Origin of the sequence: Bartonella taylorii, from assembly GCF_023920105.1 — a bacterium.
Lineage (GTDB): Bacteria > Pseudomonadota > Alphaproteobacteria > Rhizobiales > Rhizobiaceae > Bartonella > Bartonella taylorii.
The window spans coordinates 806,160-831,870 of the sequence record NZ_CP083693.1 but is presented as its reverse complement, the minus strand read 5'-3'; the positions used below and the strand labels follow the sequence as shown (position 1 = coordinate 831,870).

The 25,711-nt window shown below is 36.8% G+C and carries 16 protein-coding genes; 12 read left to right on the top strand and 4 right to left on the bottom strand.

All coding sequences use genetic code 11. The annotated features are described in order from the left end of the window. The first annotated feature begins 47 nt into the window (after nt 1-47). From LBE40_RS03705 to LBE40_RS03675, 7 genes are all read left to right on the top strand, one after another. A complete protein-coding gene (locus LBE40_RS03705) occupies nt 48-1,724 on the top strand; it encodes a ribonuclease J (RefSeq protein WP_004860032.1) in 1,677 nt (558 codons plus the stop codon). Between the two features lie 223 nt (nt 1,725-1,947). After that, nucleotides 1,948-3,273 carry a proline--tRNA ligase gene (gene proS, locus LBE40_RS03700; protein WP_004860031.1) on the top strand — a complete coding sequence of 442 codons (1,326 nt, stop codon included), beginning with the start codon at nt 1,948-1,950 and terminating at the stop codon, nt 3,271-3,273. 11 nt (nt 3,274-3,284) lie between these two features. Beyond that, on the top strand, nt 3,285-4,553 hold the full coding sequence (locus LBE40_RS03695) for a lipoprotein-releasing ABC transporter permease subunit (RefSeq protein WP_004860030.1): 1,269 nt from the start codon (nt 3,285-3,287) through the stop codon (nt 4,551-4,553). After that, nucleotides 4,553-5,233: an ABC transporter ATP-binding protein gene (locus tag LBE40_RS03690; RefSeq protein ID WP_004860028.1), complete on the top strand. Its 681-nt coding sequence runs from the start codon at nt 4,553-4,555 to the stop codon at nt 5,231-5,233. The genes LBE40_RS03695 and LBE40_RS03690 overlap by 1 nt, the downstream gene beginning before the upstream one ends. Before the next feature lie 75 nt (nt 5,234-5,308). Then, nucleotides 5,309-5,599, top strand: coding sequence for an FAD assembly factor SdhE (locus tag LBE40_RS03685; RefSeq protein WP_004860026.1), 291 nt, complete (start codon nt 5,309-5,311; stop codon nt 5,597-5,599). Nucleotides 5,600-5,604: 5 nt separating this feature from the next. Then, nucleotides 5,605-9,105 carry a transcription-repair coupling factor gene (gene mfd, locus LBE40_RS03680; RefSeq protein ID WP_252615230.1) on the top strand — a complete coding sequence of 1,167 codons (3,501 nt, stop codon included), beginning with the start codon at nt 5,605-5,607 and terminating at the stop codon, nt 9,103-9,105. A 1,535-nt stretch (nt 9,106-10,640) separates the two neighbouring features. Beyond that, nucleotides 10,641-11,252 (top strand): invasion associated locus B family protein, encoded by a 612-nt coding sequence (locus tag LBE40_RS03675; RefSeq protein ID WP_004860020.1) that lies wholly within the window; start codon nt 10,641-10,643, stop codon nt 11,250-11,252. 73 nt (nt 11,253-11,325) lie between these two features. Here the strand turns inward: LBE40_RS03675 and LBE40_RS03670 are convergent, their stop codons facing one another. Then, on the bottom strand, nt 11,326-13,938 hold the full coding sequence (locus LBE40_RS03670; RefSeq protein WP_004860018.1) for an Rne/Rng family ribonuclease: 2,613 nt from the start codon (nt 13,936-13,938) through the stop codon (nt 11,326-11,328). Between the two features lie 604 nt (nt 13,939-14,542). On the opposite strand from LBE40_RS03670, the gene LBE40_RS03665 reads away from it, so the two are divergent. The 3 genes from LBE40_RS03665 to prfB all read left to right on the top strand — a co-directional run bounded on the left by LBE40_RS03665 (nt 14,543) and on the right by prfB (nt 19,707). Continuing rightward, complete coding sequence (locus LBE40_RS03665; protein ID WP_004860012.1) at nt 14,543-15,772, top strand: N-acetylmuramoyl-L-alanine amidase; 1,230 nt, start codon at nt 14,543-14,545, stop codon at nt 15,770-15,772. A gap of 213 nt (nt 15,773-15,985) precedes the next feature. After that, nucleotides 15,986-18,391: a penicillin-binding protein 1A gene (locus LBE40_RS03660; RefSeq protein ID WP_338070537.1), complete on the top strand. Its 2,406-nt coding sequence runs from the start codon at nt 15,986-15,988 to the stop codon at nt 18,389-18,391. Between the two features lie 187 nt (nt 18,392-18,578). Beyond that, nucleotides 18,579-19,707 (top strand): peptide chain release factor 2 gene (gene prfB / locus LBE40_RS03655; RefSeq protein ID WP_143244888.1). Its coding sequence is split into 2 segments (ribosomal slippage): nt 18,579-18,647 and nt 18,649-19,707, totalling 1,128 coding nucleotides; the frame shifts between segments, so codons are not numbered across the junction. Nucleotides 19,708-19,837: 130 nt separating this feature from the next. Here prfB and LBE40_RS03650 read toward each other — a convergent pair. The 3 genes from LBE40_RS03650 to LBE40_RS03640 all read right to left on the bottom strand — a co-directional run bounded on the left by LBE40_RS03650 (nt 19,838) and on the right by LBE40_RS03640 (nt 22,719). Beyond that, complete coding sequence (locus tag LBE40_RS03650) at nt 19,838-20,320, bottom strand: peroxiredoxin (RefSeq protein ID WP_040296999.1); 483 nt, start codon at nt 20,318-20,320, stop codon at nt 19,838-19,840. A gap of 177 nt (nt 20,321-20,497) precedes the next feature. After that, on the bottom strand, nt 20,498-21,751 hold the full coding sequence (gene tyrS, locus LBE40_RS03645; RefSeq protein WP_004860004.1) for a tyrosine--tRNA ligase: 1,254 nt from the start codon (nt 21,749-21,751) through the stop codon (nt 20,498-20,500). A 287-nt stretch (nt 21,752-22,038) separates the two neighbouring features. Beyond that, nucleotides 22,039-22,719, bottom strand: coding sequence for an alpha/beta hydrolase (locus LBE40_RS03640; protein WP_004860002.1), 681 nt, complete (start codon nt 22,717-22,719; stop codon nt 22,039-22,041). Nucleotides 22,720-22,879: 160 nt separating this feature from the next. Here LBE40_RS03640 and LBE40_RS03635 point away from each other — a divergent pair, with 160 nt between their 5' ends. Continuing rightward, nucleotides 22,880-24,019 carry a cysteine desulfurase family protein gene (locus LBE40_RS03635; protein WP_004860000.1) on the top strand — a complete coding sequence of 380 codons (1,140 nt, stop codon included), beginning with the start codon at nt 22,880-22,882 and terminating at the stop codon, nt 24,017-24,019. Between the two features lie 172 nt (nt 24,020-24,191). After that, on the top strand, nt 24,192-25,703 hold the full coding sequence (gene sufB, locus LBE40_RS03630; protein ID WP_004859998.1) for a Fe-S cluster assembly protein SufB: 1,512 nt from the start codon (nt 24,192-24,194) through the stop codon (nt 25,701-25,703). Nucleotides 25,704-25,711: the final 8 nt, after the last annotated feature.

Here is a 25,711-nt window from a genome sequence, read left to right as displayed (position 1 = left end):
AAATCTTATTTTATCATCAGGGTATCTTAATGCTTTAGGAGATGTTTATGGTTATTGCCAACGAAAATGAATTTGTTTTTTTACCTTTAGGAGGAGTAGGTGAAATAGGGATGAATCTGGCTGCTTATGGATTTGGTCCAAAAAATCTTCGTGAATGGTTACTTGTTGATATGGGGGTTAGTTTTGCTGGTCCTGAATTACCGGGAGCAGATCTTATTTTGCCTGATATTCGTTTTCTAGAAAGTGAAAAACATAATATATCGGGTCTTATTTTGACACATGCTCATGAAGATCATTATGGTGCTGTCCTTGATTTATTACCAAAGCTTAAAGTTCCGCTTTACTGTACTTCTTTTACGGCGGGATTATTGGAGAGTAAAAGACAATCAGATTTTCAATCTCATAAAATTTCACTCAATATTTTTCAAGTTGGTGATTGCTTTCAGGTTGGTTCCTTTTCAATTGAGGCTATAGCCGTTAATCATTCGATTCCAGAATCTGTATCTTTGGCACTTACAACATCTTTAGGCACTGTGATTCATACTGGTGATTGGAAAATAGACCATACACCTTCGCTTGGTCCTGTAACAGATGAAAAACGGTTTCGTGCTTTAGGGAATCAAGGTGTTTTAGCCTTACTTTGTGATTCCACAAATGCATGTCGGGATGGTATATCACCATCAGAACAGCAAGTTCAGAGAAGCCTTTCTGAAATTATTTCGAAAGCTGAAGGGCGTGTTGCTCTTGCAACTTTTGCCTCTAATATTGGTCGGATACGTTCAATTGCTCTTGCTGCTGAATCTGTTGGTCGCCAAGTTCTTGTTATTGGGCGCTCTCTTAAGCGAAGTATTATGGTTGCGGAAGAGCTTGGTTATATGAAAGGCTTAGTACCATTTATTACGGAAGATGATTATGTGCATATTCCGCGGAAAAATATTGTTTTGGTTGTGACGGGGAGTCAAGGTGAACCGTGTGCGGCCCTAGCTAAACTATCGCGAAATGAAATGGGAAAGATTATGCTTTCTGCTGGTGATACCGTTATTTATTCATCACGAAGTATACCAGGAAATGAAAAAGCTATTCTTGAAATACAAAATCGTTTCATAGATCTGGGAATTAAAACGATCACAAATGAAGATACACTTGTTCATGTTTCTGGTCATCCTCGTCGTTCAGAACTTTTACAGATGTATGATTGGATAAAACCAAAGATACTTGTTCCTGTGCATGGTGAGGCAATGCATCTTACTGCTCACGCGGCTTTAGCACGTCAAGCAGGTATTAAAATTGTTAGGGATATTAGAAATGGTAGTATACTACGTCTTGCTCCAGAGCCTGTAGAAGTCATTGATCAAGTTCCTGTTGGCCGCATCTATAAAGATGGTTGTCTTATTGGGAATGAAGATGAATTAGGAATTCGCGAACGTCGCAAACTAAGTTATGCTGGTTACGTTGCCGTTTCCCTCCATATGAACAGCAAAGATGAGTTATTAGATGATATTGGTTTAATCACATTCGGATTACCTGAAAAGAATGGAAAAGAGAAAAGTTTGAGAGATATTCTTTTAGATATTGTAGAAAATACACTTTATAATATTCCTCGTAGTAAACGAAAAAATAATGAACTTATTCGGGAAGCAACGCGGCGTGCAGTGAGAGCAGCTGTTAATGAAATTTGGCGAAAAAAACCTATCTGTACAGTTTTTTTACATCGGTCAAAATAAAGCATTTTAATATTAGGTTATTTTCTTCTTAATGAAAGGAAGAGACAATAAATTGTCAGATCATTTTATCGCTAAAAATAAGCCCAATAAGGAATAGAGCACATAAATTTTTCAACAATATGATCGTTATGTTTGCAAGCATTCAGAATGTAGTTATAGATGAGCATATATTATATTTAAATTGTTTCAATATGATGGGTCTGATTAGGAGTTAATTATTTCAATGCGTCTTTCTCAATATTTCCTTCCACTTTTAAAAGAGAATCCTAAGGAAGCAGAGATTGTTTCTCATCGATTGATGTTGCGTGCAGGTATGATTCGCCAACAAACATCAGGAATTTATTCTTGGCTTCCCTTAGGCAAAAAAGTGCTTGATAAAGTTTGTAAAATTATTCGTGAGGAACAAGAACGAGCTGGTGCTATAGAAATATTAATGCCTACAATTCAATCTGCAGAGCTTTGGCGTGAAAGTAATCGTTATGATGATTATGGTTTGGAAATGCTCCGTATTAAAGATCGTCAAAAGCGTGATTTGCTTTATGGTCCGACAAATGAAGAGATGGTAACAGATATTTTCCGTTCTTATGTCCATTCTTACAAAGATCTTCCACTCAATTTGTACCATATTCAATGGAAGTTTCGTGATGAAATCCGTCCACGTTTTGGTGTGATGCGTTCACGAGAGTTTTTAATGAAAGATGCCTATTCGTTTGATCTTGATTATGAAGGTTCTCAAACATCTTATAATCGTATGTTTATTGCTTATTTACGTACTTTTTCTCGTCTTGGCTTAAAAGCAATTCCTATGCGTGCTGATACAGGGCCAATTGGCGGTGAACTCAGCCATGAATTTATTATTTTGGCTGAAACGGGAGAGAGCGCTATATTTTGTGATAAACAATTTCTTGAACTTACTGTTCCACACAGTTCGATCGATTTTAATGATAAAACTGTTTTAGCTAATATTGTTAAACAGTGGACATCTTTTTATGCAGCAACAGAGGAAATCCATAATGAAGAAGAGTGGGCTAAAGTTCCTGATAAAAATCGTCTTTCAGCGCGTGGTATTGAAGTAGGGCATATTTTCCACTTTGGCACGAAATATTCTGCTCCAATGAGAGCGAAAGTTATGGGCCAAGATGGAAAAGAACATGTTGTCTCTATGGGATCTTATGGCATTGGACCTTCGCGCCTTGTTGCAGCAGCTATTGAAGCTTCTCATGATGAAAATGGTATTATTTGGCCAAGTTCTATGGCACCGTTTGATTTTGGTATCATCAATATGAAACCAGATGATGAGAAATGTACGCATGCGTGTGAAACTCTCTATCAGGGATTAAGACATGCTGGTTTTGACCCATTATTAGATGATAGAAATGAGCGTCCAGGAACCAAATTTGCAATAATGGATTTAATTGGTTTACCAACACAAATAATTGTTGGACCTAAAAGCATTGCACAAAATGAAGTTGAAATGAAAGATCGCAAAACGGGTATTAAAAAATCTCTAACGATTGAAGATGTACTCAAACAGTTTTCCGTGATTTGATAGGCAATATTATGAAGAGGTTGAGAAATAAATGGTTTTCATCTTATGAGTGGATGATTGCTTTTCGTTATATGATTCCCAATAAAAAACATGTCGTTGCATCTGTTATTTCAATTATTTCTCTCATTGGAATTATGTTAGGGGTGTTTGCTCTTGTTGTTGTTATGGCGGTGATGAATGGTTTTCGTACAGAGCTTCTCAATCGTATTCTTGGCATGAATGGACACCTTATTGTTCAGTCAGTTCATTCTGGTTTTTTCGATTATAAGACACTTATTTCTTCTTTAGAATCTGTGAATGGTATAAAATTTGCTTTACCTGTTATTGAAGGTCAAGCGCTTGTTCAGGGTGAACTTGAAGGAGGGTCTGGTGCATTAGTTCGTGGTATGCGCAAACAAGATTTAGAAAAGCTTAAAGCAGTATCCCAAAATATTAGGTTAGGTTCGCTTGCTCAATTTGATAAAGAGGAAGGTGTTGCAATTGGAAGTGGTTTAGCATCAAAATTAGGCCTTACCGTTGGGAGTGATCTTCGTATTATTACACCAGATGGTGATGAGACACCTTTTGGAGTTACGCCACGTGTTAAGGCTTATAAAGTGACTGCTATTTTTGAAGTAGGCATGTCTGAATATGATTCAATATTCGTTTTTATGCCTCTCCATGAAGCGCAAATGTTTTTTAATTTGGGAGATCAGGTTAAGTCTTTAGAATTATTTCTAAATAATCCTGATGCTGTTGAGAAAATAAAACCAGTTGTGGAGAAAGTTGTTGAACAACAGATCTATTTAATTGATTGGCGTGAACGCAATCAGGCTTTTTTTTCAGCTTTACAGATTGAACGGAATGTTATGTTCTTTATTCTTTCTCTTATTATTCTTGTTGCTGCTTTAAATATTATTTCAGGGTTAATTATGCTGGTAAAAGATAAAAGCCATGATATTGCAATTTTACGTACGATGGGCGCACAACAAAGTGCAATTCTTCGTATATTTATCGTCACTGGTATGATGATTGGATTTATTGGAACAATATTGGGGTTAATTTTTGGTGTCATAGCGACCGCGAATATTAATCATATTCAAGATTTTGTATCTTGGTTATTTAATGTTGATGTTTTTAATCCTCAACTTTATTTTTTAACAAAATTGCCTGCGCAAATTGAGTGGGGACAAACAGCTATGGTTGCTGTAATGGCTTTATTTTTGTCATTTCTTGCAGCACTTGTGCCGGCATGGCGGGCTGCTAAACTGGATCCTGTACAAGCTTTAAGGTATGAATAATGACGGCTGTTTTAGAGCTTGTAGAGATTGAGAGACATTTTTTTGAAAGTAATAAACCTCTCATTATTTTAGATAAAGCGAATTTTATCCTTAATCGTGGGGAACTTGTAGCACTTGTAGCACCATCTGGTGCTGGGAAATCTACACTTCTTCATATCGCTGGATTATTAGAAAAACCAACGGCTGGTGATGTGATGTTACGGGGAATTTCTTGTGCAAAGCGCTCTGATAATGAACGAACAGCTATAAGACGAAATGATATCGGTTTTGTCTATCAATTTCATCACCTGCTTCCAGAATTTACAGCTTTAGAAAATGTTATGATCCCGCAAATGATAGCAGGATTTAAAAAATCTATAGCAGAAGATCGTGCACTTAAATTGCTTACATATCTGCGTGTTTCTCATCGTGCTAATCATCGCCCATCAGAATTATCGGGTGGCGAACAACAACGTGTTGCTATTGCACGTGCAGTCGCAAATGGTCCTTCAATTCTTTTGGCTGATGAGCCTACAGGAAATCTTGATCCTGTAACTTCAGCTTATGTATTTCAAGCCTTATCTGCGCTTGTTCGTCAATCTGGCCTTTCTGCTCTTATTGCAACACATAATTACGCTTTGGCTAAACAAATGCATCGTCGAATTACGCTTAAAGAAAAAAAGATTATTGAACTTCCCTAGACTAAGGTGCAAAATTTATTTTATAAATTAAAAACTGGATTTATATCACTTTTTACTTAATTCAAGGAGACTTTTATGACAGTTTTTGTCGTTGACGAAAATCAACTGGACGTGCGTCGTCGCCGATTGGTTTTTCGTGCATGGCACCGCGGTATTCGTGAAATGGATTTAATTTTTGGACGCTACGTAGATTCCCATATTGCTGGGATGAATGCTAAAACGATTTCTGAACTTGAGTATATTATGTCTTTTGATGATCGCGATTTATTCGCATGGGTTACGGGAGAAATTTCACCACCTTCTGAAGTTGATAGTCCACTTTTTCGTGACGTTGTAAACTACCATGTTTACATAAATTTAAATTGATCTCTATGCCTATATTTAAAAAAATTGTCATTCCCAAAAACGTTTCTGCTCATATAACTTTTGATGGAATTACTGATGGATTTGAAGCCTTTGCACTTGCCAAATTGAGTTCAGAAATTGCACAAGATAAACCACTTATCTATGTTGTCCGTGATGGAACAAAAATTGTTCATTTACAGCAAGTTTTAAATTTTATTGAGCCAAATTTGCCTGTACTTCAATTTCCTGCGTGGGATTGTTTACCCTATGACAGAGTATCTCCTGGGATTACTGTTATGGCACGTCGGTTCTCAGCTTTGGCACATATAGCAAATTTACGTAAGAAGCCACGTGCTGCAATTATACTAACAACAGCAAATGCAATTATTCAAAAACTACCTCCTCATGAAATGATTGAAAATCAAATGATTCATGTACGTGTTGGTCAGCGTGCGAACATGGGGTATTTAATTCAATTTTTAGAATCCAATGGTTTTGAACGCGTTACGGTTGTACGTGATGTTGGTGAATTTGCTGTGAGAGGAGGAATTCTTGATATTTTTTCTCCTATTGATATTGAACCTTTACGGCTTGATTTTTTTGGTGACACTTTGGAAACCATCCGCGTATTTGAAACAGCAACACAAAGAACAACAAATAAAAGAACTGAATTTTTTTTACACTCGATGAGTGAAGTTGTTCTTACACCTGAGCGTGTGAGCCGATTTAAAAGCAATTATATTCGTACATTTGGTGTGTCACAAAAAAATAACATGCTTTATGAAGCTCTTTCTCAAGGGCGACGTTTTGCCGGTATGGAACATTGGTTACCATTTTTTTACGAAAAACTTGACACTTTTTTTGACCATTGCGGTAATTTACCTATTGTCTTTGAACATCTCATAGAAGAAGTGCTTATTGAACGCTATCGCCTTATTGAAGATTATTATAATGCACGCAAAGAGCTTGAAACTGATAAAAAGAATCCTGCTTCTTACCATCCAATAGAACCTAATCTTCTCTATTTAACACCAGAGCGTGTTTTAGAGCGCGCGCAACAATCCGGACAGCGTGTTGATTTTACACCTTTTGATGTTCCACAAACTTTTGGACAAACTGTTTTTCACGCAAATATTAAACTAGGATATGACTTTGTAAAGGAGCGTAATGCGCAAGAAAAAAATGTTTTTTCAAGTGTGGTTCATCATATTGCTTCATTACGTGCTGCTGGCAAGAAGGTTCTCTTAGCTTGTTGGAGTGAAGGATCAATGAATCGTTTGTTGCAGGTTTTCGATGAGCATGGATTGAAAAAAATAGAAATTGTCAAATCATTACAAACTGTAAAAGCGACACCCCGAGATCATATAACTGCGGCGGTTATAATGATTGAGCATGGTTTTGAGACTGAAGATTTTGTTATTATAGCAGAGCAGGATATCCTTGGCGATCGGTTAATAAGATCACCACGGCGGCGTAAACACAATACAAATTTTATCTCTGAAATTTCTGCTTTAAATTCTGGTGATATTGTTGTGCATATTGACCATGGTATCGGACAATTTGTTGGTCTTAAAACCATCACGACCACTGGAATTTTACGAGATTGTCTTGAAATTAAGTATGCTGAAGGTGATAGACTTTTTTTACCTGTTGAAAATATTGAACTTCTTTCACGTTACGGATCAGAGGGAACAGATGTAACGTTAGATAAATTAGGTGGTGTTGCTTGGCAAGCACGTAAAACACGACTAAAAAAACATTTATTGGAAATGGCAGGCCAGCTGATCCGTATAGCTGCAGAGCGGGCTACGCGGTCTACACCTGCTTTGGTTCCACCAATTGGACCATTTGATGAGTTCGTTGCATGCTTTCCTTATGAAGAGACGGAAGATCAAATGGATGCAATTGATGCGGTTTTAGAAGATTTGGCATCAGGAAGACCAATGGATCGCTTAATATGTGGTGATGTTGGTTTTGGAAAAACAGAAGTTGCTATTCGAAGTGCTTTTGTTGCAGCATTAAATGGATATCAGGTTGCTGTTGTTGTGCCGACAACTTTGCTTTCACGGCAACATTACAAAACTTTTATTTCACGCTTTCAAGGATTACCTGTTAAAATTGGCCATGCTTCAAGACTTGTGAAGACTAAAGAACTTGCACAAGTGAAAAAGGGTATTGCAGATGGTACGATTGATATTGTCATTGGAACGCATGCATTATTAAGTAATGCAGTTAATTTTTCACGATTAGGACTTCTTATTATTGATGAGGAGCAGCATTTTGGCGTAAAACACAAAGAGCGGTTAAAAAAGCTTAAAAGTGATATTCATGTTCTCACTCTTTCAGCGACTCCCATACCTCGAACTTTAGGGTTAGCATTATCAGGAGTACGCGAACTTTCATTGATAACGACCCCACCCATTGATAGAATGGCGGTACGTACTTTTATTTCACCATTTGATTCACTCGTTATACGCGAAACATTGCTTCGAGAATATTATCGTGGTGGACAAAGCTTTTATGTTTGTCCTCGTATTTCTGATCTTACTTCTGTGGAAGAATACCTCAAAACACATGTCCCAGAACTCAAATTTATTGTAGCGCATGGGCAAATGCCAGCCGGACAACTTGATGATATTATGAATGCATTTTATGACGGGCAATATGATGTTCTTCTGTCAACTACCATTATTGAATCAGGTCTTGATATTCCAACAGCCAATACATTAATCGTACATCGTGCTGAGATGTTTGGTCTTGCAGCTCTCTACCAATTGCGTGGTAGGGTAGGGCGTTCAAAACAACGTGCTTACGCACTCTTTACCTTTCCTTCTGGTAAAGTTTTAACAACTGCTGCTGATCGTCGTCTTAAAGTTTTACAATCTCTTGATACCTTGGGGGCTGGTTTTCAATTAGCAAGTCACGATATGGATATTCGCGGTTCAGGTAATTTCTTGGGTGAGGAGCAATCTGGGCATATCAAAGAAGTTGGATTTGAGCTCTATCAAAAAATGCTTGAAGAAGCCATTGCTGAGTTAAAAGATGGCGAGCAAAATGAAGATAGGCAATGGTCACCTCAAATTTCACTTGGTACAACAGTGATGATACCAGAAAGTTTTGTACCTGATTTACCGTTACGTATGGGGCTTTATCGTCGTTTAACAGAACTTGATAATTTAGAACAAATTGATGAATTTGCAGCAGAGTTAATTGATCGCTTTGGTTCTTTACCCCTTGAAGTTCAACATCTTCTTAAAGTCTTTTACATAAAAACATTGTGTCGAAAAGCGCATGTAGAAAAATTGGATACTGGACCAAAGGGTGTTGTTATACAGTTTCGCAATAATTATTTTGTAAATAGTGTTGCTCTTGTTCAGTGGGTTGGAAAGCAAGGTTCGATGGCAAAAATTCGACCGGATCAAAGTATCGTTCTTATTCGTGATTGGACAACGGTGGACGAAAGACTTACTGGAGCAGCGACTGTTATGACACAACTCGTAGAAATGGCAGAACAACATTCTGCTTAGAATTTTTTATTGGTTCAATACTATAGCTTGTTCTCCCTAAGGTAATTGAAGCATAATTTCAAAATGAAAAGGCAAACCATTGGAGGCAACAATTTTAGTAAAGCCTATTTCTTTCAGGAGTTTTCCTAAGCTTTTGAGGGGTTGATCGAGCTATTCCAATAACTTTCTGTTCTGGTATAAATATTATTAAAAAGGTGATGCTTGATCCATTCAAAATAGAAAAGTATTGATAAAACTTGCCTTACTCTCTTATCTTTAAAAACAACGCGACGCATATTAAAAAATAACCCCCATGAGTTCAAGTCTGGCGAAGGTTTCCTTTGAAAAACTTTCTTTAATAATATACCTGTCAGGAACGGCTGGGAAATTATAGGAATGTTGCAAACGATTTAGATTTGTTTCAATAAAAACATCAATCATGCTTCTTTTAAAAGCTTTAAAGCGTGCCATATCGTTAAGAAAATATTTAATTTTTATTAAAGGGAAGATTTTACTTCCAGTAATGAAGATTGCGCTTATAGATAATTTGTTTACATAATCCAACATGCTTAATTATGATATAGGGATCACTTCGTGGGATTTTATTTAATTCGTTTTTTTCAAAATCATCAACATTCATAGGCATGCTTTTGTAATATAGGCTTTACGGCTGCAAAAAGATGCAGAAATCTGCACTCTCCCTTGAGTATGGAAGGTGTATCAATACCATGTTCTCGGACTTTCTTTACAGATTCTATACGTTTCATATAGCGATCAAATGGAGGTCTTTCTTTTTAAGGAGTTTTATTGTGCATCAAACATTTTCAACTATTATCAGCTTTCCATTTGAAAAGAGCACTTTTGGATTAAGAAAAAAGCTTATTTCAGTACGCTCATTGTGTAATTCAACTTTCTTGCCAAGAAGCTATAAAATTCATCACAAGAGCGTACCATCATTTTTTTGTAATAAGACTAGAAAATTGTCCATCAGAGAACAGTCTTTTTATAGTTGTTCTAAAACTGCGAATGACAAATCGCTTCAATCCATCAAATATTTTGACAACACCATAAGTAATTTTACCTTTTCAATTTGTATCAAAAGTCGTATAAAGCAAACATTTAAATTTATCCGATAATTTGGAATCTCTATGCATTGCAATACCTTATATCAGCGATTTATCGCTTTTAAAAATTATAATAGAAAAATTTAAATTAATGAGAAATATAGAATAACATAAAAGTTTACTTTAATTATATTGCAATATTAATTAATTTATGCAATCTTAACCTATTATATTGACTAAGATACTTATGAGTAAATTTCATAAAAAAACCAATGACATGAAAAGGGGAATACTATATATGAGTGCATAAGAGCTTAAGTGGCTATTTCTAGCCTTTTTCTCCAGATTTGACTTTTCTCTTTATATTGAAGTAAAAAGCATAAAAGAGGGTGTCATTTCATTGGTTTAATTTAATACACTTGATTGAAATTATATTTAATATTCCTAATGTTGGGGTTATTGTAAAAGCGCGTTGAAAGGATTAACTTAATCATGCCGCATAAAAATGTTTGTTCCATTATTTCAGTATTAGCTGGAGCTGCTGCCCTTTTTCTTACAATCAATACTTCTGCGGGTGCGCAAACTTTATCTCAAGGTTGGTATAAAGTTTGCAGTAAGCAGCATGATGTTGATGTTTGTAATACAATGAACACTGTCGTATCAAATACCGGACAGCCTTTGACGGCTTTTAATCTCGTTGAAATAAAAGGAAAACAAAATGAAAAACGTATAGGCATTCAAGTGCCTACAGGCCGTTTTTTACCAGAAGGTGTTCATATCCAAATAGGGGATAATTTCTCTAAAAAAATTCCTTATATTATTTGTAATGGGCCAAGTTGCATTGCCAATGATGTTTTAGATGATAAACTCATTGCTGCTATGAAAGGTGGTTCGAAAATGGTTGTAACCACAATTAATTTCCGCGGCTCAGCTAATCCTATTGAATTTTCTCTTAATGGATTTACGGCGGCATACACAGGTCCTGGTATGGAGGAAAAAGATTTTCAACAAGAACAAATAAAGTTGCAACAAGCCATTCAATCAAAGCAAAAAGAGATTGAAGAACGTATGCGGGCTGAGCAAGAAAAAGCTAAACAAAATTAATAAGTACGTAACATAAAAAGGCATTTATTATGTTTACTTATTTAAACCGCCACAAATAATTTGTGGCGGTTTTTTATTGACTTTTGGAAAGAGTTTTGCGTTTCCACCAACCAATACGCTTAGTTTTTTGAGCATCATCAGGTGTTGATGATATAACAACGGGATGATCAACTTTCTCCTCAATTTTAGAGGGAATTGGCTCAATAGATTCCTTACTTACAGTTTTTTTCTCTGATGTTTCATTTATTGGAGTTGATTCTTTAGAGAGTGATTTTTTACGTGTTGATTTTTTACCATCTGCAGGAGCTTTTTCTACCTTCTCACGAGTAGGTTCAGACACTTTTTTTGTTTTAACTTTACGGACCGAGCTAGCTGTAAATTTTTCTTCAAGAGGTTCTGGTATCGCTATACTCTGATCGTTCTCAGGAGAGATCTGTTTTTGCGTAGTTTTTGAAGAACGTGCTTTGCGTTTTTTAGGTTTTGTATCCGCATCAACTTTTACAGCTTCACTTTGTTGTACAACTAGATATTGTATATCATTTTTTACTTCTTCAAATTGAACAGATTCAGCAGCTGGAATACGGCGCTTACGATGCTCTGTTTTAATTTCTTCCAAGGACTGCTTAGCAAAATCTCCCACTGGTTCTGCGTAAGGAATACGAGCTTGATAAAAGCTATTATCTTGATTACGGCGACCACCACGACGTCCCCGACGACGGAAGCGACGACGAGACTCATCATTTAACATATTGTCTTTTTTATGAGCGGTAGAGAGAGAATTATCATTCTCACCTTGACGATCCTTACGCTGCCGTTTCTGGTTTTTCTCAACGGGGATTTTATCTTCGATAGATTTACTATCTATCAAAATTGCATCATCTTCTTTATTATCATCTTCAAAGAGCAATAGAGGCTGAGAAACCGCCTCTGCTATTGTACCCTTAGAAATAATGAAATGTTGTGTTCCAATGCTATCATCTGCTTCAATACTAATATTAAGTTTAAAGCGCGCCTCTAGATTAACAAGAATATTGCGTTTATAGTTTAACACATAAAGCGCTGTTGTTACGGGTGTGCGTACAGTAATGTTGTGTTGCGGATTATGAAGAAGATACTCTTCAATTGAGCGCATGACATGTAAAGCAATTGATGATTCAGAACGTACGCTTCCTGTTCCAGCGCAATGCGGACAGGGTTGTGTCGTACTTTCTAAAACCGATATGCGAATACGTTGACGACTCATTTCCAAAAGGCCAAAGTGTGAAATATGACCAACTTGAATACGTGCACGATCACTTTTTAAACAATCCTTCAATTTTTTTTCAACCAGTTTCACATTACGCTCTTCAAGCATGTCAATGAAATCAATCACAATCAAACCAGCAAGATCACGCAATCGTAACTGACGCGCTATTTCTTCTGCGGCTTCAAGATTGGTTTGTAATGCTGTTTTTTCGACAGAAAGTTCTTTAGTCGAGCGTCCAGAGTTTACATCAATAGCAACAAGCGCTTCTGTTTGATTAATAACAAGATAACCACCAGATTTTAAAGAAACTTGCGGGTGCAACATTTTATCAAGTTGAATTTCAATATTATTGCGTGCAAAAATAGGAATAGGATCGCGATAAGGCTGTACGACTTTTGCATGACTTGGCATGAGCATACGCATGAAGTCTTTTGCTTCACGATATCCTTGATCACCAGAAACAAGAATTTCATTGATATTCTTATCATAAAGATCTCTTATAGAGCGCTTTATGAGATTGCTTTCTTCATGAACAAGACATGGTGCTGTGGATTTGAGTGTTAAATTGCGAACAGTATCCCATAGACGCGTGAGATATTCATAATCGCGTTTAATTTCAGCTTTTGTTCTATTGGCGCCAGCGGTTCTTAAGATAACTCCCATACCCTTGGGAACTGCTAATTCTTTTACAATTTCTTTAAGACGTTTACGATCTTGTACATTCGTGATTTTTCGTGAAATACCACCACCACGTGCTGTGTTGGGCATTAAAACAGAATAACGACCTGCTAGGGATAAATATGTTGTGAGTGCAGCACCTTTATTGCCCCGCTCTTCCTTGATAACTTGCACCAACAAAATTTGACGCCGTTTAATTACTTCTTGAATTTTATACTGACGTCCTTGTTTTCGCTGATAGGTGGGGAGTTCTTCACGGACATCCTCGGCACCTACCATTTCGATATCATCATGAGAAATATTTGCATCAAATGTTTCTTCTACATCATCAACCGTTATTGCCTCGGATGTCATGTCATTTTCAATATCCGCTGCCATGACATTGCTATGCTCATCTTTTTTTGTTTTTCTGGAGCGTTTTTTATTTTTGTTGGTTTCTTCAGTAAAACTATCTACATAATTTTCTCCTACAGCGGCTTTTTCTTCTTCTTCAAGAAGAGCGAGACGATCAGCAATAGGAATTTGATAATAATCGGGATGAATTTCAGAAAATGTCAAAAACCCGTGGCGGTTGCCACCATATTCGACAAAAGCTGCTTGGAGTGATGGCTCTACACGCGTAATACGTGCTAGATAAATATTCCCCTTGAGCTGTTTTTTATGTTCTGATTCAAAATCAAGTTCTTCAATTTTGTTGCCGTGAACAACAACAACACGTGTTTCCTCTGGATGGGAGGCATCTATAAGCATTTTGTTTGACATAAGTTATAATCCTGAAGGCGACATGCGCGACTTTATTCAGACAAACAATAATGTTACTATCCGAAAACGTAAGAGGCTGTCTGCCATAAAAGGGAGGTACCAGCAAAACAGAACGGGAAACTACGTGCAGATGCATGATTGCACTTACAGCATTTTTTATCATCATCTCCATCTGTTTTGTATGACTCATAATTTTTGCAAGTCTCCGGTAAAACAATCTTTAAAATAGTTCGGATATCCGAACCAGCGAATCTTAAATAACGCAATCCTAGCTTTTGTGACATAAAAAATTTCATCCACAAAAAGCCTAAATATGTAACATGCAATAAACCTTCTAAAGATAACTTAATATGGACTACAGATAATTTAAATGGTTACTATAGACTAGGAAGCGTAAATGTTCTTTTATGTTGATATCATGATTTTGGCAAGTAACAATATAAATACCGATCATTATAATCTCTTTATTGCCGTAATTTCGTTTTTTGGGGTATTATTTGGGTATTAAAAGTGGAAAAATTCAATTGAAAAACATAAATTTTATGCATTTTTTTACACGGTTAAGATAAGTTGGTGCTAATATAGAATATAGAGTATTTTGCTTATGATAAGAGGGTTTTCTACCAAAAAGCCAAAAATAGCTTGTTGGGATATTATGTTGTACATCTCATATTATTTATTATTTTTTTTTATATTCCTAACAAATATCCAAGCTGCAGATTCCTTGAAACTTGTCGATTTTCGAACTATTGGTGATAGTTCACACACGCGTATTATTGCGATTTTGAATGCTGAACCAAATGTTCGTTTGCAGATTTTGGATAAACCTGCGCGTTTAGTTATTAATTTACCTACAGTTGATTTTTCAGCGCAAAGTACATCTTTAAAGAAACAGAGTAGATTATCAAGCATGTTATTAGATGTGCGTTACGGTTTCTCTGATATACGAACTTCACGCATTATTTTAACGAGCAAAATTGCTTTTATTGTTGAAAAAAGTACAATACAAAAATTAGAAAATGGTTTATGGCAATTGCTGATTGATATCAGTAAAAGTACTCAAGAAAAATTTGATAATATATTAAAAAAACAGCAAAAAGCCAATTTAGATACAAAAACACAACTCATGCAAAATCGTAATTTTCGTGTTATTCTTGATCCTGGTCATGGTGGAATTGACGGTGGTGCACGAGGCATTACTGGCATTTTAGAAAAAGATATAACACTAGCCTTTGCACGTGTTTTGCGAGATGAATTAAAAAAAGATTCTCATATCACCGTTTCTTTAACACGAGACTCTAATGTCTTTTTAAGATTAAGTGAGAGAGTTAAAAAAGCGCAAGAATTTGGTGCTGATCTTCTTATATCCATTCATGCAGATACCATTAATGTACATTCTCTTCGTGGAGCTACCGTGTATACCATATCAGACAAAGCGTCTGATGCGATTGCAAAATCTTTAGCTGAAAGTGAAAATAGAGTTGATCTGCTTGATGGTTTTCCTGCAGATGAATCGCTTGAAGTTACAGATATTTTAATTGATCTTACCCGACGTGAAACACATGCATTTTCGGTGAATTTTGCTAATAGTGTTATCTCAAATTTATCAAAGAGTAATATCAATCTGATAAACAATCCTCATCGGTATGCTGACTTTCAAGTTTTAAGGGCTTCAGATATACCCTCTGTCTTGATAGAAATAGGGTATTTATCAAATAAAGAGGATGAGAAACTATTAAACAATCCCCAATGGAGAAAACAAATGGCTGCGTCTATTGCTCATTCTATTCGTCAATTTGCTGAGTATAGGCAGAAAATTATGCAGCCTCTTTAAATTTGTGAGAAAATAGAGTATCAATACGAACTTCTAGGTAAAAATAGAAAACAGTTTTTTCTTTATCTCGGGCTAATGGTAGTATCCGCTTAGTTCTGGTGAGATAACGTGTTTTTTCTTTGATAAATTCTGAAGAAAGCGATAACCGTTTCGATGATGATTTTTTTTAGATATCTTCTTAGTTTTGTTATTATTCTTGGGTTTTTGGAAACAATGAAACAGGGGGCAATAGCAAAGGAGCAGGAAAATACGCTTCCTGATTATGAAATTCTTTCGCTCTATGAACCGCCTGTAATGACTCGCGTCCATGCTGCTGATGGTAGGCTTATGGCAGAGTTTGCAACAAAACATCGTCTCTATTTACCAATTCAGTCAATACCAAAGATTCTTAAAGAGGCTTTTATTTCTGCTGAAGACAAAAATTTTTATCATCATTTCGGTTTAGATCCCGAAGGGCTTTCTAGAGCTTTAATCAATAATATCCGAAACATTGGTTCTGGAAAACGCCCAGAAGGGGCGTCAACCATTACACAACAAGTCGCTAAAAACTTCCTTTTAAATTCAGAAACAACATTAGAGCGTAAATTAAAAGAAGCTATTCTGGCGATGCGTATTGAAAAGACCTATTCAAAAGATCATATTCTTGAGCTTTATCTCAACGAAATTTATCTCGGTCGTGGCACTTATGGTATCGCAGCAGCTTCTTTGACTTATTTCAATAAATCTGTCAATGAACTTACTTTAGAACAGTGTGCTTATTTGGCTTCTCTTCCAAAAGGTCCGGCGAATTATGATCCATTTAAAAATACAAAACGTGCTATTAGTCGGCGCAATTGGGTTATAGATCGCATGATTGCAAATGGATATATAACGCGTGAACAAGGTGAAAAAGCTAAAGCGAATCCCTTAGGAGCAACGATGCGTGGTAGTGATAGTTATGTTTTTGCTGCTGAATATTTTACTGAAGAAGTGCGTCGCCGTTTAATGTATCGTTATGGAGCTAAAACACTTTACGAAGGTGGTCTTTCAATTCGTACAACGCTTGATCCACATTTGCAATTTCTTGCGCGGAGAGCTTTACACAATAGGTTAATTAAATTTGATCATTTACAAGGTTGGAGGGGAGCTTATGATCATATTGATAAGAAAGATGATTGGGGTGTAGAACTTGCAAATATCACAGGGCTAAGTGATGTTCCTGAATGGCGTTTAGCCGTTGTTCTCTCTACTAATGCCAATAAAGTAGAGATTGGTTTACAGCCAGAGCGTGAAGCCTCAGGTTTATTATCAAAAAAACGGGAAACTGCTATTTTATCTGAAGCCGATTCAAAATGGGCATTAAATGTTATAAAAGAAAATGGCTCTCGAAGAGTTGCTCAGTATCTATCTCATGTCCTGCAAGTTGGAGATGTAATTTTTGTTGAAAAAGTATCCAACACAAACAACATTTATCGTTTACAACAAATTCCAAAGGTCGAAGGTGCAGTTGTTGTTATGGAACCTCATACAGGGCGTGTTCTTGCAATGGTAGGAGGATTTTCTTTTGCTGCATCTGAATTTAATCGTGCAACACAAGCTTATCGTCAGCCTGGTTCTGCTTTCAAACCTTTTGTGTATGCAGCGGCACTCGATAATGGATATACACCAGCATCAGTTGTTTTAGATGGTCCCATCGAAATTCGCCAATATAATGGTGAAGTTTGGCAACCTAAAAATTATGGTGGTACATTTGCAGGACCTTCAACGCTGCGTTATGGCATTGAATATTCCCGTAATCTTATGACAATACGACTTGCCTATGATATGGGAATGCCTCTTGTAGCTGAATATGCAGAGCGTTTTGGTATTGTAGATAAATTGCAGCCTTATCTACCCATGGCCTTAGGAGCTGCTGAAACAACAGTTTTACGTATGGTTACAGCCTATTCAGTTATTGCCAATGGGGGGCGCTCTATTAAGCCTTCTCTGATAGATAGAATTCAAGATCGTTATGGGAAAACGATTTATCGTCATGATGATCGTATCTGTGAAAATTGTCATGCTCAGTCATGGGATAATCAAAGTGAGCCTACATTGCTTGATGAGCGAGATCAAGTTCTTGACCCTATGACAGCTTATCAGATTACATCAATGATGGAAGGAGTTGTCCAGCGCGGTACAGCTGCACGTTTACGTTACCTCAATCGACATATTGCCGCTAAAACAGGAACTACCAATGATTCTAAAGATGTATGGTTTATGGGTTTTACTCCTGATCTTGTCGTTGGTATTTTTGTTGGTTACGATCAACCAGCACCGTTAGGATACAACGGAACAGGAAGTTCATTGGCAGCACCTATTTTTGGTGAATTTATGGCAGAAGCTCTGAAAGGAAAACCAGATGTACCATTTAAGATGCCAGAGGGTATGATTTTAATGCCTATTAATCGTAAGACAGGCATGCTCGCGGAAAGGGGAGATCATGATGTCATTATAGAAGCATTTAAGCCAGGGACTGGACCTGCTGATATATACCAGGTAATTGGTAGTACGGATTCTTTTCAAGAAGGTGTACCTTCAGGAACAACTTCTCCACAGGTCAACAAGGCTCTTGAAAGTGGTACGGGTGGGTTGTATTAATCGATAAAAGAATCCCTTGACATAAGTGGCGGAGGCAAATGTTTTTATCTGTTTTTTCGTAAGTAGCTACGGTAAATAGATTGATGAAACCATGTTGTTCATTTTTACAATCTATAAGTATGTATAAAATGCCTAAAAAGGATAAACTAAAAAGATCGTTTAAAAATAAAAACTATAGTGTTAAGTTATGCGAGCAGAAATAGAAACATTAGTCGATGAAATCCAAAAAGCAATTAAGTTGCTAAGGGGGCATCTTTGACTGGGATCAGTCGCTAAAACGTCTCGAATATCTCAATCAAAAAGCAGAAGATCCAACACTTTGGGATAATGCACAACAAGCGCAAGATATGATGCGTGAACGTCAACATCTTGATGATTCAATCAATGGCATTCGTTCATTTACAAAAACACTCGAAGAGTGCATTGAGTTAATCGCGATGGGTGAAGAGGAAAGTGATATCGAAATTATCACTGATGCAGAAAATTCAATACGTAATCTTAAGAGTGAGATAGATAAGAGACAAATTGATGTGCTTCTTTCCGGAGAAGTCGATCCGAATGATACTTATCTGGAAGTTCATGCTGGTGCAGGAGGCACGGAAAGCCAAGATTGGGCTTCTATGTTATTACGCATGTATACGCGCTGGGCTGAACAGCATAAAATGAAGGTTGAGATATTAGAAATTCACGATGGAGAAGAAGCAGGAATAAAATCAGCGACTATTCTTGTAAAAGGGCATAACGCTTATGGTATGTTGAAAACAGAATCAGGTGTTCATCGTTTGGTACGTATTTCGCCATTTGATTCGAATGCAAAGCGCCATACCTCTTTTGCAAGCATTTGGGTTTATCCAGTCATTGATGATAATATTGAAGTTGATGTTTCAGAAGCAGATGTTCGTATTGATACATATCGTGCATCAGGAGCTGGAGGGCAGCATGTCAATACGACAGATTCCGCAGTGCGCATTACGCATATAAAAACAGGTATTGTTGTACAATGTCAAACGGAGCGTTCTCAACATAAAAATCGGGCAACTGCGTGGTCGATGTTGCGGGCAAGACTTTATGAAGAAGAACTCAAAAAGAGAGAAGAAGAAACAAATGCTGTTGAAGCTTCTAAAACAGAAATCGGGTGGGGACATCAAATTAGATCTTATGTTCTTCAACCCTATCAGCTTGTCAAAGATTTACGCACAGGTGTTGAAAATACTGATCCACAATCTGTACTTAATGGAAATTTAGATGCATTTATAGAAGCAACACTTGCTCAACGCCTTTATGGAAAAGGCCAAGAAATTGAAGATACTGATTAATCAGATACAATCTTTTTTAAGATCTTATAAGTTCATCACTTTGTGTATTAAATTCAATCCATATACCCAAATTCATTAAAGCCTATGGGAGGGTGGTTCTTACGCCTTATAGCCGCTCGAATAACAAAACTTATAAATCATTACGATGTAAAAGCGCAGCAGCAGCTAACACCTCTTCGGCATGTCTAGGTACGCTAACTTTACGCCATTCTTCTGCTATTTTTCCAGTTGTATCAATCAGAAAAGTGCTTCGTTCAACACCCATATATTTGCGCCCATACATGCTTTTTTCAACCCAAACACCGTAAGCCTCAAGTGTCGTTTTTTCTTCATCGGAAACAAGGATGATATCAAGCGCGTGTTTTGTTTTGAATTTATCATGTTTTCGAATACTATCTGGAGATATTCCAATAATAACAACTCCGATTTCATCAAATTTTTTTTTCAATCTGGTAAAATCAATCGCTTCACTCGTGCACCCACTAGTATCGTCCTTCGGATAAAAATATAAAACAACGATTTTTCCTTGAAGATCAGAAAGACATAATTTCCCTCCACCATCGCGTGGTAAATCAAAATTAGGAGCAGAGGAGCCTTTCATCAATCTTGTCATTTTTTGTCTTTCTTTTTTTCGTAAGCATTGCGTATAAAAATACGGAGAAGAAGTCACTCTTCAACTTTATATCATAAAGGTTGAATTGAGAAAAGAAAGTTCGTGTGAAAAGTCATAAGCATCAAGATATTATCACGTAACAAAAGAACATAAAAATTAGAGAAAGAAGACAAAGAATTATACTGGTTTCAGTATCACGTGTTTTTTCTTACCGAAGGAAAGTTTAATCATTCCTGATATGTTGACATCTTCTTCAAAAACAAGATGTGTTTCATCTTCAATGATTTTATCATTGATACGCACACTTCCGCCTTGAACATGTCGGCGCGCTTCACTGTTAGATTTGGCTAATCCTGCTTGTACTAAAAGAGTTAGTAAGCCAACACCTGTTTTTAATTTTGCTGTATTAATATCAACAGTTGGAAGATTTTCCCCGTGTGCTTTTTCTTCAAAAGTTTTACGAGCGGTTTCTGCTGCTGCTTCTGCAAGATTACGTCCATGCAACATTGCTGTAATTTCTGTTGCAAGAATTTTCTTTGCTTCGTTAATTTCAGTCCCTTGCAATGTAGAAAGCTTAAGAATCTCATCCATTGGCAATGTGGTATAAAGCTTTAAAAATCGTATAACATCAGCATCTTCTGTGTTGCGCCAATATTGCCAAAATTGATAAGGCGAAAGCATGTCTGCATTAAGCCATACGGCACCATTCAATGACTTACCCATTTTTGCACCGGAAGAAGTTGTCAGCAATGGTGAAGTTAATGCATATAATTGCATTGTTCCTAACCTATGTCCTAACTCAATTCCGTTGATAATATTGCCCCATTGATCAGAGCCACCCATTTGCATACGAAGACCATAGCGCTTATAAAGTTCAACAAAATCATAAGCTTGTAGGATCATATAATTAAACTCTAAGAATGACAAAGAATGTTCACGTTCAAGTCTCAGCTTGACAGAATCAAACGACAACATACGGTTGACTGAAAAATGTTTTCCTACATCACGCAAAAATTCTAAGTAGTTCAAATTGCATAACCATTCAGCATTATTGACAATGCATGCATCGTTATTTTTATCACCAAAGGTTAAATAGTGAGCAAATACCTTTTTAATACTAGCGATGTTTGAAGCAATATCATCTTGTGTCAGAAGTTGTCGCGTTTCATCTTTGAAAGAAGGATCGCCGATCAACCCTGTTCCTCCACCCATCAAAGCAATGGGGCGATGTCCGGTTTTTTGTAACCAATAAAGCATCATAATTTGAAGAAGACTTCCGGCATGTAGACTTGATGCTGTAGGATCAAATCCAATATAAGCGCTTACAACTTCTTTTGAAAAAAGATCATCTAAGCCTTTTTCATCCGAAATTTGGTGAATAAAGCCACGTTCGCTCATAATGTGTAAAAAATCAGATTTAAAGGCAAGCACGAATTTTATTTCCTGACTAATATTGCATTCGTTTATATAATGGGTCGTTAGTGCACTCTCTCTACCATAAATAATGAGTATCTCACAAGAGACAGGAAATATTGGCAATGAAAGATTACTATTTTGCTTGTATATTTTAGGGAAACATTCTTCTCATTGAGAGAGAAGGTACTGTTTTTCTTCTTAAATGCATGTGGGGATATAAAAGCTAGAAAACAGTGTAAAAAACAAGAAGGCACCTTCTTATCAGAAAGGCTTTTTTCATTTTTTATAAATTTCTAGCGCTTTTAAGTAAGTGAAAGTATTTCAGGGGGAGGAGTGAGGAATTCACCTATAATATGATTGTCTAAATATTGTGCGCATCGTTCAATAAGCTCTTGATTGCGCCCGCTAAAAAAGTGATTAGCACCTTCTAGTATTTCTTGTGTAATGGTAATACCTTTTTGTGTTTTTAATTTATCTACAAGCGTTTGTACATCTTTTGGGGGAGCAACTTTATCGATATCGCCGTGAATAATAAGCCCAGAGGAAGGGCAAGGGGCAAGAAATGAAAAATCGTAAACATTAGGTTGAGGAGCAACAGATATAAAGCCCTCTATTTCCGGTCGGCGCATTAAAAGCTGCATACCAATCCAAGCACCAAATGAATATCCTGCCACCCAGCAATTTTTAGAATCAGGGTGCTGTGTTTGCACCCAATCGAGTGCAGCCGCAGCATCTGAAAGTTCTCCTATTCCATAATCAAATTCGCCTTGGCTACGACCAATACCACGAAAGTTAAAACGTAATGTCGTAAAGCCACGTTGTTGGAACATGTAAAAGAGATCATAAACAATTTTGTTGTTCATTGTTCCACCAAATTGGGGATGAGGATGTAAAATAATCGCAATTGGTGCATTTCTTTGTTGTGAAGGTTGATAACGTCCTTCCAGCCGACCTGCAGGACCATTAAAAATAATTTCTGGCATTAAATGCTCCTTAAATGCTATAAAGGCTCTTATTGACCTTAGTCGACTTTTACCATAGAATCTCTTAGTTAATCACTAAATATTCTTTTTTAAGTGCATTTTTCAAGAAAATTGCACTATTTTTTTAATCAATGCATAAGATGAATGATTGTTATGTAAAATGGTTGTAAGACGCCGATATTTTGATCATAATGCGACAACACCGCTCAAGAAAACTGCACGGGTGGCATTACTGGAAGCCTTAGAGATCTTTGGTAATCCGTCATCTGTTCATGCAGAAGGACGTGCTGCTAAAGCTTTATTACAAAAAGCGCGTCGACAAATCGCTAAAAATCTCCACACACATCCAGATCATGTTGTATTTACATCTGGTGCGAGTGAAGCAGCGATGACTTTATTAACACCTTTTTATAACATGGGGAGCTCTAAAGTTCAATTTTCTCATCTTTACATTGGCGCTACTGAACATCCATCTGTTGCAGAAGGGGGACGTTTTTCTAAAGAATGCATCAGCACGGTTGCTGTTGATCAAGATGGTCTCATTCAACAAGATAAATTAACCTCTCTCTTACGGGTTCACGATAAAACAAAAGGCCTACCTCTTGTTGCTATTCAAGCTGCAAATGGTGAAACTGGTGTTATTCAACAAGTAAAAGAAATAGCTACTATTGTTCGGGATTCTGGAGGCATTCTTATTGTTGACTTGACACAATATGTAGACAAAAGTTTTGTTGATATTAATCAGATGGGAGGGGATTTTTTTATACTATCTGCGCATAAAATTGGCGGACCTAAAGGAGTAGGTGCTTTTGTTTCATGTGGGAACCTTTTGATGCCACATCCTCTTATTGTGGGAGGAGGGCAAGAAAAAGGTTTACGTGGAGGAACAGAAGCATTACCGCTTATTGCTGCTTTTGGAGCAGCGATGGCTGATTGTTTCACCCAAGAAGAGATAAAGCAGCTAATGTGTTTACGTAATAAATTAGAAGATGGAATACAGAAAATGCGTAGTGATGTTGAAATTTTTGGCAAAAGAGTTCAGCGTTTGCCAAACACAACTTATTTCACTGTGTGCAATATAAAAGCTGAAACTCTGCAAATTGGTTTTGATTTGGCTGGGTTTTCTGTATCTGCTGGTTCTGCTTGTTCTTCGGGAAAAGTAAAACAAAGCAAAGTTTTGGAAGCAATGGGGCATCATGTACCAAATGGAGCAATTCGCATTTCAATAGGACGGTGCACAACGTCTAAAGATATTGATGATTTTCTATTGTTTTTTTCTCAAATTATCAGTAATAGATAAAGAGTATAATTTATCATTTGATACTTAATAAATTAGAATTATTTTGAAAATAAGCTTGATTGAGATTTTCCCACTTTGCATATAGCCTAGAGAATGAATTGCTCACTTTAATCTTGTGAAAAAACAAGACTTTTAGTCACCGGTTCTTGATGCCAAAAAATGGAGAAAGTTTATGCCGGCAGTACAAGAAACAATACGCCAAGTACGTGAAATAGATGTTGATCAATATAAATATGGTTTTGAAACCAATATTGAAACAGATAAAGCTCCCAAAGGTTTAGATGAAAATATTATCAGATTTATTTCTGCTAAAAAAGGTGAACCTGAATGGATGTTGACATGGCGTTTACAAGCTTTTCACCGTTGGTTGACAATGCAAGAGCCCGATTGGGCACGTATTGAATATCCCAAAATTGATTTTCAAGAGCTTTATTATTACGCCGCTCCTAAAAATCATACAGGACCAAAATCTTTAGATGAAGTAGATCCAGAATTGTTGGCAACCTATGAAAAACTGGGCATTCCTCTCAAGGAGCAAGAAATTTTGGCAGGAGTAAGAAAACAATCTGATCCCTCTACTTTTGATGATAGTATTTATACATCAGGACAAGTAGCTGTTGATGCGGTCTTTGACTCTGTTTCTGTTGTGACAACATTTAAAAAAGAGTTGGCACGTTCTGGCGTTATTTTTTGCTCTATTTCAGAAGCAATTATAGAACATCCTGATCTTATTAAGGAATATTTAGGAGCAGTTGTACCAGCGGGTGATAATTATTATGCTGCCTTAAATGCAGCTGTTTTTACAGATGGTTCATTTGTTTATATCCCAAAAGGGGTTCACTGCCCCATGGAACTTTCAACCTATTTTAGGATTAATGAGCGTAACACGGGCCAGTTTGAAAGAACACTGATTATTGCCGATGACGATTCTTACGTTTCTTATCTTGAGGGTTGCACAGCACCTCAACGTGATGAAAACCAACTTCACGCTGCTGTTGTTGAACTTATTGCGCTAAAAAATGCAGAAATCAAATACTCCACAGTACAAAATTGGTATCCTGGTGACAAAGAAGGTAAGGGCGGTATTTATAATTTTGTGACGAAGCGAGGAGATTGTCGAGGAGATAATTCTAAGATTTCATGGACACAAGTTGAAACTGGTTCTGCAATTACTTGGAAATATCCATCTTGTTTATTGCGTGGTGATAATTCACGTGGGGAGTTTTATTCCATTGCCGTTGCAAATGGTTATCAACAGATTGATTCTGGTACCAAAATGATTCATTTGGGAAAAAATACATCAAGTCGTATTGTTTCTAAAGGTATTTCCGCTGGTTTTTCAAATAACACATATCGAGGGCAAGTTACAGCACATCGAAAAGCGCAGAATGCGCGTAATTTTACGCAATGTGATAGTTTATTAATTGGTAATGATTGTGGTGCCCATACAGTGCCTTATATTGAAGCAAAAAATGCGACAGCACAATTTGAACATGAAGCGACGACATCAAAAATTTCTGATGATCAGCTTTTTTATGTTATGCAGCGGGGAATTCCTGAGGAAGAAGCAATAGCGTTAATTGTGAATGGTTTTGTGAAAGAAGTTATTCAAAAACTTCCAATGGAATTTGCTGTTGAAGCACAAAAACTCATTGGTATCAGCCTCGAAGGTAGCGTTGGGTAATTGTTTAA